The organism is Nonomuraea candida, assembly GCF_000725485.1.
Taxonomy (GTDB): Bacteria; Actinomycetota; Actinomycetes; order Streptosporangiales; family Streptosporangiaceae; genus Nonomuraea; species Nonomuraea candida.
The window spans coordinates 175530-190773 of sequence record NZ_JOAG01000019.1 but is presented as its reverse complement, the minus strand read 5'-3'; the positions used below and the strand labels follow the sequence as shown (position 1 = coordinate 190773).

14 protein-coding genes are annotated in these 15244 nt (G+C 72.6%); 5 read left to right on the top strand and 9 right to left on the bottom strand.

Annotated features, from left to right (window positions below):
• Nucleotides 1-90: 90 nt before the first annotated feature.
• Together IO39_RS19995 and IO39_RS19990 are read right to left on the bottom strand one after the other, a co-directional pair.
• Nucleotides 91-738 carry a response regulator gene (locus IO39_RS19995; protein ID WP_043625121.1) on the bottom strand — a complete coding sequence of 216 codons (648 nt, stop codon included), beginning with the start codon at nucleotides 736-738 and terminating at the stop codon, nucleotides 91-93.
• Between the two features lie 82 nt (nucleotides 739-820).
• Nucleotides 821-1963: a sensor histidine kinase gene (locus tag IO39_RS19990; RefSeq protein WP_043625116.1), complete on the bottom strand. Its 1143-nt coding sequence runs from the start codon at nucleotides 1961-1963 to the stop codon at nucleotides 821-823.
• A 109-nt stretch (nucleotides 1964-2072) separates the two neighbouring features.
• Here IO39_RS19990 and IO39_RS19985 point away from each other — a divergent pair, with 109 nt between their 5' ends.
• Nucleotides 2073-3230, top strand: a complete 1158-nt coding sequence (locus IO39_RS19985; protein WP_063765314.1) for an alpha/beta hydrolase family protein — start codon at nucleotides 2073-2075, stop codon at nucleotides 3228-3230.
• 136 nt (nucleotides 3231-3366) lie between these two features.
• Here IO39_RS19985 and IO39_RS19980 read toward each other — a convergent pair whose 3' ends face one another.
• The 4 genes from IO39_RS19980 to IO39_RS19965 form a co-directional block, all read right to left on the bottom strand.
• Nucleotides 3367-4005 carry a maleylpyruvate isomerase N-terminal domain-containing protein gene (locus IO39_RS19980; protein WP_043625113.1) on the bottom strand — a complete coding sequence of 213 codons (639 nt, stop codon included), beginning with the start codon at nucleotides 4003-4005 and terminating at the stop codon, nucleotides 3367-3369.
• 102 nt (nucleotides 4006-4107) lie between these two features.
• On the bottom strand, nucleotides 4108-4836 hold the full coding sequence (locus IO39_RS19975; RefSeq protein WP_043625111.1) for a nucleotidyltransferase domain-containing protein: 729 nt from the start codon (nucleotides 4834-4836) through the stop codon (nucleotides 4108-4110).
• Nucleotides 4837-4932: 96 nt separating this feature from the next.
• Nucleotides 4933-5871 carry a ribose-phosphate diphosphokinase gene (locus IO39_RS19970; RefSeq protein WP_043625109.1) on the bottom strand — a complete coding sequence of 313 codons (939 nt, stop codon included), beginning with the start codon at nucleotides 5869-5871 and terminating at the stop codon, nucleotides 4933-4935.
• A gap of 61 nt (nucleotides 5872-5932) precedes the next feature.
• Complete coding sequence (locus IO39_RS19965) at nucleotides 5933-6559, bottom strand: HAD family hydrolase (RefSeq protein WP_211267073.1); 627 nt, start codon at nucleotides 6557-6559, stop codon at nucleotides 5933-5935.
• Between the two features lie 136 nt (nucleotides 6560-6695).
• Here IO39_RS19965 and IO39_RS19960 point away from each other — a divergent pair, with 136 nt between their 5' ends.
• Entirely contained in the window at nucleotides 6696-8498 is a 1803-nt protein-coding gene (locus IO39_RS19960; RefSeq protein ID WP_043625386.1) for an alkyl/aryl-sulfatase, read from the top strand.
• Nucleotides 8499-8541: 43 nt separating this feature from the next.
• On the opposite strand, the gene IO39_RS19955 is transcribed toward IO39_RS19960, so the two are convergent.
• Nucleotides 8542-9024 carry a hypothetical protein gene (locus tag IO39_RS19955; protein ID WP_157548641.1) on the bottom strand — a complete coding sequence of 161 codons (483 nt, stop codon included), beginning with the start codon at nucleotides 9022-9024 and terminating at the stop codon, nucleotides 8542-8544.
• 34 nt (nucleotides 9025-9058) lie between these two features.
• Nucleotides 9059-10462 carry a purine-cytosine permease family protein gene (locus IO39_RS19950; RefSeq protein ID WP_043625380.1) on the bottom strand — a complete coding sequence of 468 codons (1404 nt, stop codon included), beginning with the start codon at nucleotides 10460-10462 and terminating at the stop codon, nucleotides 9059-9061.
• A gap of 107 nt (nucleotides 10463-10569) precedes the next feature.
• On the opposite strand from IO39_RS19950, the gene IO39_RS19945 reads away from it, so the two are divergent.
• Entirely contained in the window at nucleotides 10570-12000 is a 1431-nt protein-coding gene (locus IO39_RS19945) for an MFS transporter (RefSeq protein WP_043625105.1), read from the top strand.
• 61 nt (nucleotides 12001-12061) lie between these two features.
• Nucleotides 12062-12394, top strand: coding sequence for a nucleoside triphosphate pyrophosphohydrolase family protein (locus IO39_RS19940; protein ID WP_043625103.1), 333 nt, complete (start codon nucleotides 12062-12064; stop codon nucleotides 12392-12394).
• Here IO39_RS19940 and IO39_RS19935 read toward each other — a convergent pair.
• Entirely contained in the window at nucleotides 12391-14181 is a 1791-nt protein-coding gene (locus IO39_RS19935) for a bifunctional metallophosphatase/5'-nucleotidase (protein WP_043625101.1), read from the bottom strand. The genes IO39_RS19940 and IO39_RS19935 overlap by 4 nt on opposite strands.
• A gap of 108 nt (nucleotides 14182-14289) precedes the next feature.
• Here IO39_RS19935 and mshD point away from each other — a divergent pair, with 108 nt between their 5' ends.
• Nucleotides 14290-15198 carry a mycothiol synthase gene (mshD, locus tag IO39_RS19930; RefSeq protein WP_043625099.1) on the top strand — a complete coding sequence of 303 codons (909 nt, stop codon included), beginning with the start codon at nucleotides 14290-14292 and terminating at the stop codon, nucleotides 15196-15198.
• The last annotated feature ends 46 nt before the right edge of the window (nucleotides 15199-15244 follow it).

Here is a 15244-nt window from a genome sequence, read left to right as displayed (position 1 = left end):
TCGTGGCGGCTCCCGGCTCGTGGTGGCCCGCGCGCGCGGCGGTCGTGGGGTGCGGCGGTCCTACGGCGTGGCGGTCGTGGGGTGCGGCGGTCAGCCGAGGTCGGCGTCGTGGACCAGGATGGCCGCCTGGACCCGGTTGGCCAGGCCCAGCTTGGCCAGCACCCGGCTGACGTGCGCCTTCACCGTCGCCTCCGTGAGGCGCAGCTCGCGGCCGATCTCGGCGTTGGACAGGCCGCGGGCCAGCGCCCTGATCACGTCCTCCTCCCGGTCGGTGAGCGCGGTGAGCTGCTTGCGGGCCAGGTCCGCGCGGGAGGGGGCGCGGTGGGCGTAGGAGGCGATCAGGCGCCTGGTGACGGACGGGGAGAGCATGGCCTGGCCGCCCGCGACCGTGCGGACGGCCGCGGCCAGCTCTCTCGGCGGGGTGTCCTTGAGCAGGAAGCCGACCGCGCCCATGCGCAGGGCCTCGTGGACGTACTCGTCCAGGTCGAACGTGGTCAGCATGATCAGCTTGGGCGCGTCCGGCGCCGCCAGGATGCGGGCGGCGGCGGCCAGGCCGTCGGTGCCCGGCATGCGGACGTCCATCAGCACGACCTCGGGCCGCAGCCGCCGCACCGCCGCCACGGCCTCCTCGCCGTCACGGGCCTCCCCGGCGATCGCGATGTCGCCGGCCGCCTCCAGGATCAGCCGCAGCCCGGAGCGTACGAGCTCCTCGTCGTCCACGACGAGCACCCTGATCACGCCGCAACCCCGGCGACCACGCGGAACCCGATCATGCGGAACCCGATCACGCGGGGCCTCCTGACGTTCGTGATGAATCCGGTCATGCGGGGATCCTGGCGCTGACGACGAAGCCGCCGCTCTCGTCGGCCGTGGTGCGCAGCGTGCCGCCGAGCAGCTCCACCCGCTCCCGCAGTCCCACCAGGCCCCAGCCCGCGCCGGGCAGCGCCTCGCGCGCCGCGTGCGGTGCCTCGCGCGGCCCGTGGGGCGCCTGGTTGCGCACCTCCACCTCCAGCTCGCCGTCGCCGTAGCGCAGGCGCACGTCGGTGCCGGCGTCTCCCGCGTGCTTGTGCACGTTGGTGAGCGCCTCCTGGATCACCCGGTACGCCGTCCGCTCCACGGTCTCCTCCACCGGCCGCGGCTCGCCCTCGTCGTGCCTGGTCACCGCGATGCCCAGGGCGCGGGTCTGGTCGAGCAGCCGGTCGAGGTCGCCGAGCGTGGGCTGCGGCCGGTGGCCGGCGTCGATCCCCCCGGGACGGGGCGCGCGCAGCACACCGAGCACGTCGCGCAGGTTGGCCAGCGCCTCCCTGCCGATCTCGCCGATCATGGCGGCGGCCCGCGCGCTCTCCTCGTCGGCCGTGCGCACCTCCAGCGCCCCCGCGTGCAGCACCATGAGCGAGACCCGGTGGGCGACGACGTCGTGCATCTCCCGGGCGATCCTGGCCCGCTCCTGGATCCTGGCCTGCTCGGCCCGCATGACCTGCTCGCGTTCGAGCCGCTCCGCGCGCTCCCTGGCCGCCGCCAGCACCTCGCTCCTGGCCCGCGTCCACAACCCGACGGCCACCGGCAGCCCGATCACACCCAGCGCCATGAACAGCGCGTTGCCCAGGGTCGCGGTCAGCATCTCCTGGAGGCCGTCGCGCGCCTCGCCGATCACCGCGGAGAGCCCGCACACCGCCAGGCAGCCGCCGAGGTAGGCGGCCAGGCCACGGGTCCTGTCGAGGGTGCGGCCCGCGAAGTAGGAGGCCACCATCAGCGGCGGCCACATCACCAGCCAGGCGTAGGCGATCGCGGCGACGGCGGCCAGCGGCCACCAGGAGCGCCGCGCGTGCCAGGCGGCCACCCCCGCCGCGGCGGCGATGGCGAGCATCAACGGCAGCGGCAGGCCCGACGGCACCCCCATCTGCCCGGTCAGGACGAACAGCGACACCGCGAAGACGCCCGCGCCGAGCAGGACGAAACGCATGGCCACAGCCTATGGGGGCGGGCCGGGAGGGCTTTACGACGAAAGTAGGGGGAGCCGGTCGACGATCGCCGCGTACGCTCCCCGGCCCGGGACCGGCAGCGTGGTCCCCATGCAGACAACCAACCGCCGGGCCCCGCACAAGACCGCCCGGGTGACCTTCGCAGGGACCTCGGCCGTCGCGGCCCTCGCCGCCGTGTCCACGGCCCTGACCACCCTGGCCGCCGCCCCGGCCCAGGCGTCCGCCCCGGCCCAGGTCTCCGCCCCCGCCCAGGCGCAGCGGGGCGAGCTGCCCGCGCCGACCGGGTCCCGGCCCGTCGGCTTCGCGAGCCTCCACCTGGTGGACGAGGACCGCCGCGACCCGTGGAACCCGGAGGCGGACCGGCGGGAGCTCATGGTCTCGCTCTGGTACCCGGCCGAGAAGGCGACCGGCCGGGCGGCGCCGTACCTCACCGAGGAGGAGTCCCGGGCGGTGCTCAAGAACTACGAGGTGGACCCGGAGGCGCTCGTGGGGGTCAGGACGCACGCCCGCGCCGGCGCCCCCGCCGCCGCCGGCCGGCGGCCCCTGGTCGTCATGTCGCCGGGGTTCAGCTTCCCGCGCCACACGCTGACCTCGCTGGCCGAGGACTTCGCGAGCAGGGGCTACCTGGTCGCGGCCGTGGAGCACACGTACGAGTCGGTCGCCACCACCTTCCCCGACGGCCGCACCACCTCCTGCCTGGCCTGCGTGAAGGGCCAGGACCACGCGAAGGTCGCCGGGAGCCGGGTCAAGGACGTGAGCTTCGTGCTCGACGAGCTGCTCGGCGGCCGGTGGGGCGAGCGGATCGACCGGTCGCGCATCGCCATGGTCGGCCACTCGATCGGCGGGTACGCCGCCTCCCAGGCCGTGATCGCCGACCGCCGGATCAAAGCCGGCGCCAACCTGGACGGCACCTACCGGCTCACCAAGCCGGTCAAGCGGCCGTTCCTGCTGATCGGCGCGGCCGACTCGCACACCCCCGGCGGCACCGACGAGAGCTGGAAGGCGGCCTGGCGGAAGCTGACCGGCTGGAAGCGGTGGGTCACCGTGAAGGGCGCGGACCACTCGTCGTTCGTCGACTACGCCGTGCTCAGGTCGCAGCTCGGCCTGCCCTCGCAGAAGCTGGACGGCGCCCGCGCCCTGGAGATCACCCGGGCCCACCTGGCGGGCTTCCTCGACCGGCACCTGCTGGGCAAGCACACCGAGGTCAAGGACTATCCCGAGGTCAGCGTGCACGACCCGGGAAAGTGACGCCGCCCGGCGGCACGGCCCGCCCCTGGAAAGCCGAGCCGCGCCTGCCGTGCGGCTCGGCCCCCGGGAAGACCTGAGCCGCGCCTGCCGTGCGGTCCGGCCCGCCCTGTGAAGACCTGAGCCGCGCCCTGCGGGCTCAGAACGCGCTGATGGTGGCCGGGGCGCGCTCGGTCCTGCTCAGCGTGCGGATGACCGCCGTGGGCCCGTGGCGGTGCACGGCCAGGCGGGCCAGCAGCTCGACCACCGGATCGATCACGCACGCGGGCAGCTCGGGCGTCCCCACGCCCACGCTGGCCGCCAGGTCGTCGGAGTGCACGACCAACTCCACGAGTCTGGTGAGCAGGAAGTCGTCCAGCCGCAGCGACCAGCCGGCCCACGGCAGGTGCACAACCCGGTCGGCGGGCTCGGAGGCCAGCGCCGCGTTCTGCATCTCCAGCAGTGCCTGAGCCCGCTCGACCAGCACCGCGGGGCCGGCCGCCGCGGCCGCCTCGCCGCCGCGCCGCACGCTGAGGTTGCTCTCGTGGTCGAGGCCCGCCTGCACCCAAGGCGAGCGCGAGTAGTGCTCAAGAAGCGTGACCGGCTCTCCGACCTGACCGTTCGGCGCGAGCACGTCACCGACCCTGACGAGCTGGTGCGCCAGGTGCCCGGCCAGCCCCGCGACGCTGAACTCCATCAGAGCGCTCGGCTTGTCCCACGACGCCGCCACGGCCGGGTCGTTCAGGAGCGACACCGCCGATGCCGCCGCCAGCAGATAGGACCGCCTGCTTTCCCCCATGTGTCGCCCTTTCCCGGGTTCAGGTGATGGTGATTCGCGAATTCTCCATGCAGGTAACAGTCCTCATCCGCATTGTCATCCTGCCCGGCGGAAACGGATGCGTCAGGCCAGCGCCCGCCTGATCGCCGTCCGCACGAACGCCCGGGCCAGCCGGCCCCGCCTGAACCGGCTCAGCACCGGCGCCGGGGTGTCGTACCGGCGGGCGCGGATGTCGGCCACCACCGTCTCCGGCGCGTCCAGCTCGGCCAGCACGTCCAGCGCCTCCCGCTTGCTGATCAGCCGCCCGTCCCGCAGGGTGACCGTGGCCCTGGCGACCGTCAGCATGCCCAGGTCCACCCAGACGTCCTGCAGCCAGCGCCGCCGCCCCTGGGCCTTGACCAGCCAGTAGTCACGCAGGTCCGTGCGGACGAACCGGGTCAGCTCCGCGTCGGACACCGGCGGCAGCAGCCCGGCGGGCGGCGGGCCGTACAGCACGCGGGGCTTGTCGTGCAGCTCGCGCCGGGTGACCGCGGTGACGGGGCGGCGGAAGATGTGCCCGTGCGCCCAGGTGATGTGCTCGGCCGCGAGGTCGTCGAGCTCCTGCCTGGCCAGGTAGGAGCAGTGCAGCCGCTCGGCCAGCGGCAGCCGGAGCCTGCGGTGCACGGCCTTGATGCGCCGCCAGTGCTCCATGGTCGGGGCGGAGTCGAGCACCGCGATCAGGTCGAGGTCGCTGCGCTCCGGCTGGTAGTCGCCGGCCGCGAGCGAGCCGTGCGCCCAGAGCGCGACGAGGGGAACGGCAGGTTCGACGCCCTCGAGGAAGTGGTCGAGAAGGCGTTCCGTCGCTGCGTGCATGATGAAAACTATGATCGATTCACGCCCGGCTGGAAAGGTAGCGCTGATCACAGCCACCGGTCACGGCGACGGAACCACCAGGGTGCCGGCAGCCGTTCAGGGGGTGCTGAACAGGGCGCTCACCGATTCGCCGTCGTGGATCCGGCGCATGGCCTCGGCCAGCGCGGGCGCGATCGACAACACGGTCAGCTTGTCGCTCGGCTTGGGCGGCGGCACCGTGTTGGTGCAGACGATCTCCTCGACCTCGGGCAGCGCGCTCAGCCGCTCGATCGCGCCCCCGGCGAACAGGCCGTGCGTGCAGGCCACCCGGATCGAGCGCACGTTCCGCTCGCGCAGCCGGTCGAGCAGCTCGATGACCGTGCTGCCCTTGGCGATCTCGTCGTCGAGGACGATCACGTCCTTGCCCGACACCTCGCCGATCACCGAGCTGATCACCACGCGGTCGTCGCTGAAGCGCTGCTTGGCGCCCATGGCCACGCCGGTGCCGAGCATGCGGGCGAAGTGGGCGGCCTCCTTGGCGTTGCCCAGGTCGGGGGAGACGACGACCGTGTTGGACAGGTCGTAGCGGCGGAAGTGCGCGGCCAGCTCGCGCAGCGCGTGCAGGTGGTCCACGGGGACGCTGAAGAAGCCGTGCACCTGCGGCGAGTGCAGCGTCATGGCCAGCACCCTGCTGGCGCCCGCGGCCACCATCAGGTCGGCGACCAGCCGCGCCCCGATCGAGATGCGCGGCGCGTCTTTCTTGTCACTTCGGGCATAGGCGTAATGAGGCATCACCACGGTCGTCCTGGCCGCGGAGGCGCCGCGGGCGGCGTCGAGCATGAGCAGCCGCTCGACCAGGTTCTCCTGGACGGGCGGCACGAGCGGCTGGATGAGGAACACGTCGCGCTCCCGGCAGTTGGCCTGGAGCTGCACTTCGAGCACGTCGTTGGCGAAGCGGTGGACTTGGACGGGGTGCAGGGGAGTGCCCAGGTGGGCGCAGATCTCCTCGGCCAGTTCAGGGTGAGCGCTGCCGCTGAAAACGGTGATGTCTCGCACGATTCCGTAATGGTAGCCAGGAGCGGCGGCGTTCCACGAGAGCGACTCCGGCTCGCCGGGGTCACAAGACAGACTCGGGGGTGAGCGCGTCCAGGCCGGGCAGCACGCGCCAGGCCAGGGCGAGGGCGTCGGGCGCGGGCGGGTAGCGCGGGTGCGGCACGGCGATGACGCGCATGCCCGCCGCGTGCGCCGAGCGCAGCCCGTTGCTGGAGTCCTCGACCGCCACGCAGCCGCGCGGATCGACCTCCATGCGCCGGGCCGCCTCCAGGTAGCCGTCGGGGGCGGGCTTGCCGCGCGCCACCTCCTCGGTGGAGACGGTCGCCGCGAAGCACTCCTCCAGCCCGGCGGCCGCCAGCACCACGTCGATCAGCCGCCGCGGGGAGGAGCTGGCCAGCCCCAGCGTGACCTGCTCCGACAACCGCCGCACCGCCGCCACTGCCCCCGGCATCAGCGGCACCTCCTCCCGGTAGCGCCCGGCCATCCGCTCGACGACCCCGCGGGCGATCTCCTCGGGAGCCAGGCGCACGCCCAGCTCGTGCAGGTACGCGGCCCACTCGCCGGTGCTCATGCCCATCAGCCTGGACTGCGTGTCGGCCTGCCAGGCGCCCCCGTGCTCGGCGACGAACGCCCGGCGCACCTCTTCCCAGACCGGCTCGGAGTCCACCAGCACACCATCGAGGTCGAACACGCACGCTTCCATGAATCCCCCGCGGACGATCGGCGATCAGCTCAGGACCAGCCAACCACATGCACTTGTCAGAGGTTCATCCTATTTAGGGGGTTTATTGGGCTATTTGTCGGAAACTCCGGGCATGCGGCTGAGCATGGCAGACCTTCCGTTTCACGACAGGGACGACTTCGATGACGCCGATCGCGGCTTCATCGCCAAGCTCAGCCCGGCAGTGATCGCGACCCTGGACGGCCGGGTCGTGTGGGACAACGACTCCTACGACTTCCTCCAGGAGGACTGCCCGGACACCGCCCATCCCGGCCTCTGGCGGCAGGGCCAGTTGTGCGCGAAACAGGGCCTGTACGAGGTCACCGACGGCATCTACCAGGTACGCGGCCTGGACCTGTCGAACATGACGCTGGCCGAGGGGGAGCGCGGCGTCGTCGTCATCGACCCGCTGATCTCCACCGAGTGCGCCGCCGCCGCGCTCCGGCTGTACCGCGCCCACCGCGGCGACCGCCCCGTCACCGGCGTGATCTACACCCACGCGCACGCCGACCACTTCGGCGGCGTGCGCGGCGTCACCCGCGGCGACGTGCCGATCCTGGCCCCGGCCGGCTTCATGGAGCACGCGGTCGCCGAGAACGTCTACGCCGGACCTGCCATGGTCCGCCGCGCCGTCTACATGTACGGCCCCGCCCTGCCCCGCTCCGCCGACGGCCAGATCGGCGCCGGACTCGGCATGACCGCCTCCACCGGCACCATGTCGCTCATCCCGCCCACCGCCGAGATCGCCCGCACCGGCCAGGAGGAGACGATCGACGGCGTGCGGATGGTCTTCCAGCTCACGCCGGGCGCCGAGGCCCCCGCCGAGATGAACGTGTTCTTCCCCGGCCACCGGGCCCTGTGCCTGGCCGAGAACGCCACCCACAACCAGCACACGATCCTGCCCCTGCGCGGGTCGGCCGTGCGCGACGCCCGCGCCTGGGCCCGCTACCTGACCGAGGCCATCACCCTGTTCGCCGCGGAGAGCGACGTGGCCTTCGCCTCGCACCACTGGCCCACCTGGGGCCGCGAGCGCATCGAGCACTTCCTGACCCGCCAGCGCGACCTGTACGCCTACCTGCACGACCAGACCGTGCGCCTGCTCAACAAGGGCCTGACGGGGCCCGAGATCGCCGAGATCGTGCGCCTGCCGCCCGACCTGGAGCAGGTCTGGCACACGCACGGCTACTCCGGCTCCATCAGCCACAACGTCAAGGCCATCTACCAGCGCTACCTGGGCTGGTTCGACGGCAACCCCGCCCACCTGTGGGAGCACCCGCCGAGGGAGAGCGCCGTCCGGTACGTCGAGTGCCTCGGCGGCGGCGCGGCCGTGGTCGCCTTCGCCAGGCGCTACATCGACGAGAACGACCTGCGCTTCGCCGCCCAGCTCCTCAACCACGCCGTCTTCGCCGACGAGGGCAACAAGGAGGCCCGCGACCTGCTGGCCGAGGTCTACACCCGGCTCGGGCACGGCGCGGAGAACGCCACCTGGCGCAACTGCTACCTCATGGGGGCGATGGAGCTGGCCGACGGCATCGTGCCCGCCACCGTGGACCCCGCCTCGCGCGACTTCTTCAACGCGCTGACCGTGGAGCAGATCTTCGACTCGATCGCCGTCCGCGTGGACGGGCCGCGCGCCTGGCACGAGCGGCTGGCCATCGACTGGCACCTGACCGACCTGGGGGAGCGTTACCGTACGACGCTGGCCAACGGCGTGTTCGTGCAGCAGCCCGCGCCGCGCGACGGGGCCGCCGCGGACCTGACGCTGCGGCTGACCAAGGCCCAGCTCGTCGGCCTGCTGGCGGGCAGGGGCGTGGAGGGCGTGCAGCGCGAGGGCGACACGACGGTGCTGCAACGGCTGGTGGCGGTGCTGGACCGGCCCGCGCCCGACTTCGCCATCGTGACGGCCTGACCGTACGCCGTCGTGGCGGCCCTGAGCCTCACCGTCCGGGGGCTCACTTCGCGCGGTGCCGCTCGGCCTCGGCGTGCAGCGCCTTGCAGGCCAGCGCCAGCAGCGTCACCACGACCGCCGCGAGCCCCGGCCCGACCAGCAGCGGCACGCTGAGCCCGCCCGCGTGCCAGGCCGCCGCCAGGACCGCCGCCGACGTCAGCACCGCCACCCCGAACATCGCCCCCCACAACGGCAGCACGTGCAGGTAGGCGAAGAGCAGCGGAAAGGCCAGCCACACGAACGACGGCGCCGCCACGGCCGGCACGATCCACGCCACGGTCACCACGCCCAGCCACACCCGCTCCCCGACGGGCCGGCCCAGGAAGACGAGCGGGCCGGCGGCGTACAGCAGGCCGAGCAGCGCGCCCTCCAGGGCCACGGCCGGGCGGCCCTCGCGCAGCGCGCCGGTCACGGCGATCGCGAGCAGCCCGCAGGCCGTGACGTGCACCGCCCACCTCAGCATCCGCAGCGGAACGTCCATGGTCACTCACCGAGCGTAACCTGACGGACACCCCCGCCGCTCAGGTACGCGGCCTCGTGACCGCCGTGATCAGGAAGTACAGCAGCCCGGCCAGCACGAGCGCGATGACCACGCCGATGTTCGCCGACCCGAAGGTGCCGCCCCTCAGCTCCTCGCTCATCAGGAAGCCGACGACCCGGGCGATGTTCTCGTCGGCCGAGGTGATCAGCCCGAGCCCCACGGCCGAGGCCACCACCAGCGACACCAGTCCGGCCCCGTTGACCGCGGGCGCGCCCGCCCGCAGCAGCCGCTCGTCGTACGCCCTGCCGCCGGCCCGCAGCCGCCACATGTCCACCAGGAAGATCGCCACCCAGGCGGCCATCACCACGCCCACGATGGCCAGGAACGCCTGGAAGGTGGCCAGGAAGCTGGTGGAGACGAACAGCAGGTAGTAGCCGCCGAGCACCATGAGCAGCCCGTCGATCAGCACCGCGTGGTGCCGCCTGACCGGCACGCCCAGGGCCAGCATCGACAGCCCGGACGAGTAGATGTCCATGATCGCCCCGGCCAGGAAGCCGCCGATGGCGGTCAGCAGGTACGGCAGCAGGAACCACGTCGGCAGCGCCGCGGCCAGCGCCGCCACCGGGTTGGCGCCCGCCGCCTCGGCCACCTGCGCGTCGCCGCCCGCCAGCAGCACGCCGAACACGAGCAGCACCAGTGGCGGCAGCGCGCCCCCGAGCGTCGTCCACAGGGCCACCGAGCGGGGCCGGGAGCCCGCCGGCAGGTAGCGCGAGTAGTCGGCGCCGCAGTTGACCCAGCCCAGGCCGAGCAGGGTCATGGCGAAGATGACCCCGCCGGCCCAGCCGCCGGGCCCGGCCGTGGTCTCCAGCGAGACGCCGAGCCTGGGGGCCATCAGGACCAGGTAGACGACGGTCAGCACGACGAACACGTACGTCAGGTAGCGCTGCACGACCATGATCATCGCGTGCCCGTACACGCCGACCGCGATCACCGCGACGGCCGCCACCGCGAAGCAGACGGCGGTGGTCGTCGTCGTGGGCACGCCGGGCGCGACCCGCTTGAGGATCTCCGCGCCGGCCTGTGCCGCGAGCGTGACGAGCACGATCTCCCACCCCACGTTCGACACGTAGGAGAAGAGCGTGGGCAGCTTGTTGCCCTGGTAGCCGAAGGGCGCCCGGCCCAGCGTCATCGTCGGCACGCCGGAGCGCGCGCCGCCGATCGCGACCAGGCCCACGAGCAGGAACGACAGCACGTACCCGAGCGCGCCGGTGAGGATGGCGGGCACCACGCCGAGCCCGAGCCCGACGACGTAGACGCCGAAGGCCACGCCGAACAGGGACAGGTTGGCGCCGGCCCAGGGCCAGAACAGGTCTCGCGGCCGGCCGTGCCGCTCGCTTTCGGGAACCGCGTTGATGCCGTTCCGCTCGACCGCCGTCGTGCTCATGATCGGCACGTTACCCGGCTTTTGCCGCGAAACGAAGACTCGCTGGATGGGGGCAAAGAAAGCCTTGACGGGCGATATTTCGTGATCGGCAGGGGAACCAGAAGCCCGTGGAGGGGGCGGCCGGGGAGCACGGCACGCGGCGGCGGGCGCTGGCCGTGTGCCTGGTCGCCGCGTTCATGACGGGGCTCGACGTGAGCATCGTCAACGTCGCCCTGCCCTCGATCCGCGAGGGCCTGCACGCCACGGACGACGGGTTGCAGTGGACGCTGTCCGGCTACGCGCTCACCTTCGGCCTCCTCCTGGTCCCCGCCGGGCGGCTGGGCGACGCCAGGAGCCGCCGGACGGTCTTCCTGTGGGCGGTGGCGCTGTTCACGCTCTCCAGCGCGTTCTGCGGCTTCGCCTGGAACATGCACGTGCTCATCGTGGCCCGCCTGGTCCAGGGCATGGCGGCCGGCATGCTGAACCCGCAGGTCTCGGGCCTGATCCAGCAGATGTTCCAGGGGTACGAGCGGGCCCGCGCCTTCGGCGCGCTCGGCGCCACCATCGGCGTGTCCACGGCCGCCGGGCCGCTCATCGGCGGCGCGCTGGTGACCGTGTTCGGGGCCGATTTCGGCTGGCGGTGGGTGTTCCTGGTGAACCTGCCCATCGGGGCCGTGCTGCTGCCGCTGGCCTGGCGGTTGCTGCCGCGCCCGCAACTCGTCCACCGCAGGCCCCCGAGCATGGACCCGGTGGGCGTGCTGCTGCTCGGGATCGGCGTGGCGGCGCTGCTGCTGCCGTTCATCCAGCGGCACCAGTGGGAGAGCCCGGCCAAGTGGCTGCTCGTGCCGGGCGCGCTGGCGGTGCTGGCGGGGTTCGTGCTCTGGGAGCGGTTCTACCGCCACGAGCCGCTGGTCGACCTGACGTTGTTCCGCAAGCGCTCCTACAGCCTGGGCTCGGCCATCGCGCTGTTCTACTTCGCCGGCTTCACCGGCATCTTCTTCATCTTCACGCTCTACCTCCAGAGCGGCCACGGCTACAGCGCGCTGCTGGCGGGCCTGGCGATCACGCCGTTCGCGCTCGGCTCGGCCTCGGCCGCCCTGCTCGGCGGGCGCCTCGTCTCGCGCATGGGCCGGCGCCTGGTCGCCATCGGGCTGACCATGGTGATCGCCGGGCTGCTGGCCACCATGGGCGCCACCGCGCTCGTGCCCGGACCGGCGGCGGGGCTGGCGACCGCGCTGCCGCTGCTGGTCGCGGGCATGGGCAGCGGCCTGGTCATCGCGCCCAACCAGGCCATCACGCTGTCGGAGGTGCCGCCGGAGGGCGGGGGCAGCGCGGCCGGGGTGCTGCAGACCGGGCAGCGGCTGGGCTCGGCCATCGGCATCGCGGCGGCGGGCACGACCTTCTTCGGCTCGCTGGCCGAGGGCTGGGCGACGGCCTTCGAGCACGGCCTGGTCGTGGTCGTCTCCTCGGTCTGCATCGCCCTGGCCGCCGCCCTGTACGACCTCGTGCGCACCCGCCGCGCCGGCCGGCCGGGACCCGCTCCTCCCGCCCGGGAGTGACGCCCCCGGGCGGCCGCCGGGCGGCCTGCGGGCGGCTCCGGGCGGGCCTAGACTCGGCGGCATGCACCTGCGCGAGCTCTCCGAGGAGATCGAGGCCATCTCGCAGCGCTACGCGGCCTCGGTGGGCATCGAGCGTGACGAGACCTGGTTCCTGCTCAAGCTCCAGGAGGAGGTCGGCGAGCTGACCCAGGCGTTCCTCATGCTCACCGGCAGGGCCAGGAAGAAGGGCCGCACCGAGCAGGAGCTCGACGCGGGCTTCCGCGAAGAGCTGGCCGACGTGGTGTGCCACGTGCTGCTCATGGCCCGCCACCACGGGGTCGACCTGGAGACGGAGATCGCGCGCAAGTGGCTGACCTGGGCCCGCCCCGAGGAGACGGGCCCAGGGCCCGGCTAGGGCGCGACGGTGATGCGGTCGGTGGCCGGCGGCGCGACCGGGCTGTTCCCGCCGAGGTGCGCGGCGAAGGCGTCGATGTCCAGCGGCCCGCTCCACAGGTCCGTGCCGTCCAGGAAGGCGGGGAACGCGTCACCGCCGCCCACCAGGAAGTTGTTGGCCGAGACCCGGATCGCCTGCGTGTCCGTCACCGGCACGCCGTCGATCTTCATGTCGGAGACCTTCGAGCCCCAGGCGGCGCTGCGGCTGTAGGTGTAGGTGAAGTTCGCCGACGGCTGCAGGATCTTGGGGAACGCCTGGTTGTTGGGCCCGCCGGGGAACTGCTGCTCCAGCACCGTCTTGAGCTGGGCGCCGGTCAGCGTGACGACCTGCACCAGGTTGTTGAACGGCTGCACGACGAACGCCTCGCCGTACGTGACGACGCCGTCGCCCTCGTTCGCGGGCGAGGAGGCGTACGTCAGGGAGGCCCGTACACCGCCGGGGTTCATCAGCGCGATCTGCGCGTTGCCGCCGGTCCTGGCGGCGGCGAGCTGGGCGTCGGCGATGAGGTTGCCGAGCGGGGACTCCCCGGAGGGCGCGGCCGTGTTCGTGATGTCGGCGGTGATGGTGCCGATCGCCTTGTTCGCGACGGACGCGACCCGCTCCTTCCACGTCTGCACGAACGCCGAGATCTCGGGGTCGGCGGCGACCGTACGGGTCACGACGTGGTTGTCGGCCACCACGGAGGCGCGGTCGATGTCGCGCGTCCTGACATTGACCCTCATGTCGATCTGCGTGATGACCCGCCCGAACGAGCCGCCCTGCGAGTAGAGGCGGTCGTTGCCCGCCGGGTCCTTGACCTGGCACAGGTACGCCTGGTGCGAGTGGCCGCTCAGCACCATGTCGATCTCGGCGTCCACCTGCGTGGCGATGCGGTTGCCCGCCCCCGGCACGGCGGCGCAGGCGTCGGGCGACTGGCCGGCGTTCACCTGGTCGCCCTCGTGCACGAGCACGACCTGGGCCTTGACGCCCACCAGTTTGAGCAGCTTGGAGGCCACGTTCGCGGCCTTGACCTCGTCGACGAACTTGAGGTCCTTGATGCCCTCGCTGCCGACGATGTTCGGGGTGGTCTTCGTGACCAGCCCGATGAAGCCGATCGGCACGCCGTTCATCCACTTGACGCTGACCGGCGGCAGCGCGGGCACGCCCCAGTCGGCCAGCACCTTCTTGACCTCGGGCGACTTCGAGCCGCCGAGGGCCGCGAGCGCGTCGGTCTTCTCGTGCGGGTTCTTGAACAGCACGTTCGCGCCCACGTAGTCGAACTTCGCGCCCTTCCACGGGCCGGCGGGCGAGCAGCCGTCCACCGGGTGGCAGCCGCCGTCCATGATCCGCCGCAGCTCGGCGTACCCCTCGTCGAACTCGTGGTTGCCCACCGCGGCCACCTTGAGCCCCAGCTTGTCGAGGAACTCGATCGAGGGCTCGTCGTGGTAGGCGGCCGAGATCAGCGGGGTGGCGCCGATGAGGTCGCCCTGGGCCACCGCGATGGTGTTCCCGTCGGTCAGGGCCTTCATGTGCGTGGCCACGTAGGCCGCGCCGCCCGCGTCGACCGTGTGGCCGTGCTCGTCCACCATGCGGCCGGACGAGCCTGTCGGGGGTTCGAGGTTGCCGTGGAAGTCATTGAGCGAGAGCAGCCGGACGGGAACCGTCCTGGCGGCCTTGCTCGCGTCCGCCGGGAGGGTGGCGAGCAGGACCGCGCCCGAGGCGACGGCTCCGGCCAGTGCCACCCGGAGGAAGGAACGAGACGACGTCATGGCCACAGACGTTACGGGTGGAACCTATGCAGTCGATGTCGCAAAGGTAACGAACTGCACGGCTGATCCATGGCGTCTTTTGCCAGGGGGACGCCTAGAGTTCGTTCTGTGAACGCGCGCGTGGAGATCAGGGAACGGCTGGATGACCAGGAGATCACCAAGGTGCTCGCCTTGGTCGAGGCGGCGACGGAGGCCGACGGCGTCCGCCCGCTGAACGAGCACGTGATGCTCCACCTGCGTTACGGCGGCGATCCGCAGGCCCGTTCCCTGCTGCTGTGGTCGGAGACGGACCTGGCGGGCTACGCGCACGTCGATCCCACCGACGAGGTGGAGGGGCCGAGCGTGGAGCTGGTCATCCACCCGGCCTTCCGGCGGCGCGGGCACGGCGCGCGCCTGCTCGGCGCGGTCATGGACCTGACGGACGGCAGGCCGCGCCTGTGGGCCCACGGCGACCACGCGGGCGCGGGCGCGCTGGCGGCCACCTTCGGCTTCGACCGCGTGCGCTCGCTGTGGCAGATGCGCCGCTCGCTGTACGCCCCGCTGGCCGCCTCCACGCTGCCGCCGGGGGTGAGCCTGCGCACGTTCGTGCCCGGGCAGGACGAGGAGGCCTGGCTCAAGGTCAACGCCGCCGCCTTCGCCCACCACCCGGAGCAGGGCGCCTGGACGATGGACGACCTGCGGCGGCGCGAGCAGGAGCCCTGGTTCGACCCGGCCGGCTTCTTCCTGGCCTTCCGCGGCGACCGGCTGGCCGGCTTCCACTGGACGAAGATCCACGGCTCCTCCGAGCACGGCCACGAGCCGCTGGGAGAGGTGTACGTCGTCGGCGTCGACCCCTCCCAGCAGGGCACCGGCCTGGGCAAGGCCCTCACCCTGGCCGGCCTGGGCCACCTGCGCTCCCGCGGCCTCGCCCAGGCGATGCTGTACGTGGACGAGAGCAACACGGCGGCGATCCGGCTGTACGAGTCGCTCGGGTTCAACCGGTGGGACGTGGACGTGATGTACGCCCCCGGCGGCTGACGAGGGGACGGGCCCGGCTCGCTCCACGACGCTGGGGAGACGAGCC

What these genes read in the sequence shown, in the direction of transcription:
- IO39_RS19960 (WP_043625386.1), top strand. Translation starts at nt 6,696, where the DNA reads ATGGCAGACCTTCCGTTTCACGACAGGGACGACTTCGATGACGCCGAT.
- IO39_RS19990 (WP_043625116.1), bottom strand. Translation starts at nt 1,963, where the DNA reads ATGCGTTTCGTCCTGCTCGGCGCGGGCGTCTTCGCGGTGTCGCTGTTC.
- IO39_RS19985 (WP_063765314.1), top strand. Translation starts at nt 2,073, where the DNA reads ATGCAGACAACCAACCGCCGGGCCCCGCACAAGACCGCCCGGGTGACC.
- IO39_RS19950 (WP_043625380.1), bottom strand. Translation starts at nt 10,462, where the DNA reads ATGAGCACGACGGCGGTCGAGCGGAACGGCATCAACGCGGTTCCCGAA.
- IO39_RS19975 (WP_043625111.1), bottom strand. Translation starts at nt 4,836, where the DNA reads ATGCACGCAGCGACGGAACGCCTTCTCGACCACTTCCTCGAGGGCGTC.
- IO39_RS19935 (WP_043625101.1), bottom strand. Translation starts at nt 14,181, where the DNA reads ATGACGTCGTCTCGTTCCTTCCTCCGGGTGGCACTGGCCGGAGCCGTC.
- IO39_RS19980 (WP_043625113.1), bottom strand. Translation starts at nt 4,005, where the DNA reads ATGGGGGAAAGCAGGCGGTCCTATCTGCTGGCGGCGGCATCGGCGGTG.
- IO39_RS19940 (WP_043625103.1), top strand. Translation starts at nt 12,062, where the DNA reads ATGCACCTGCGCGAGCTCTCCGAGGAGATCGAGGCCATCTCGCAGCGC.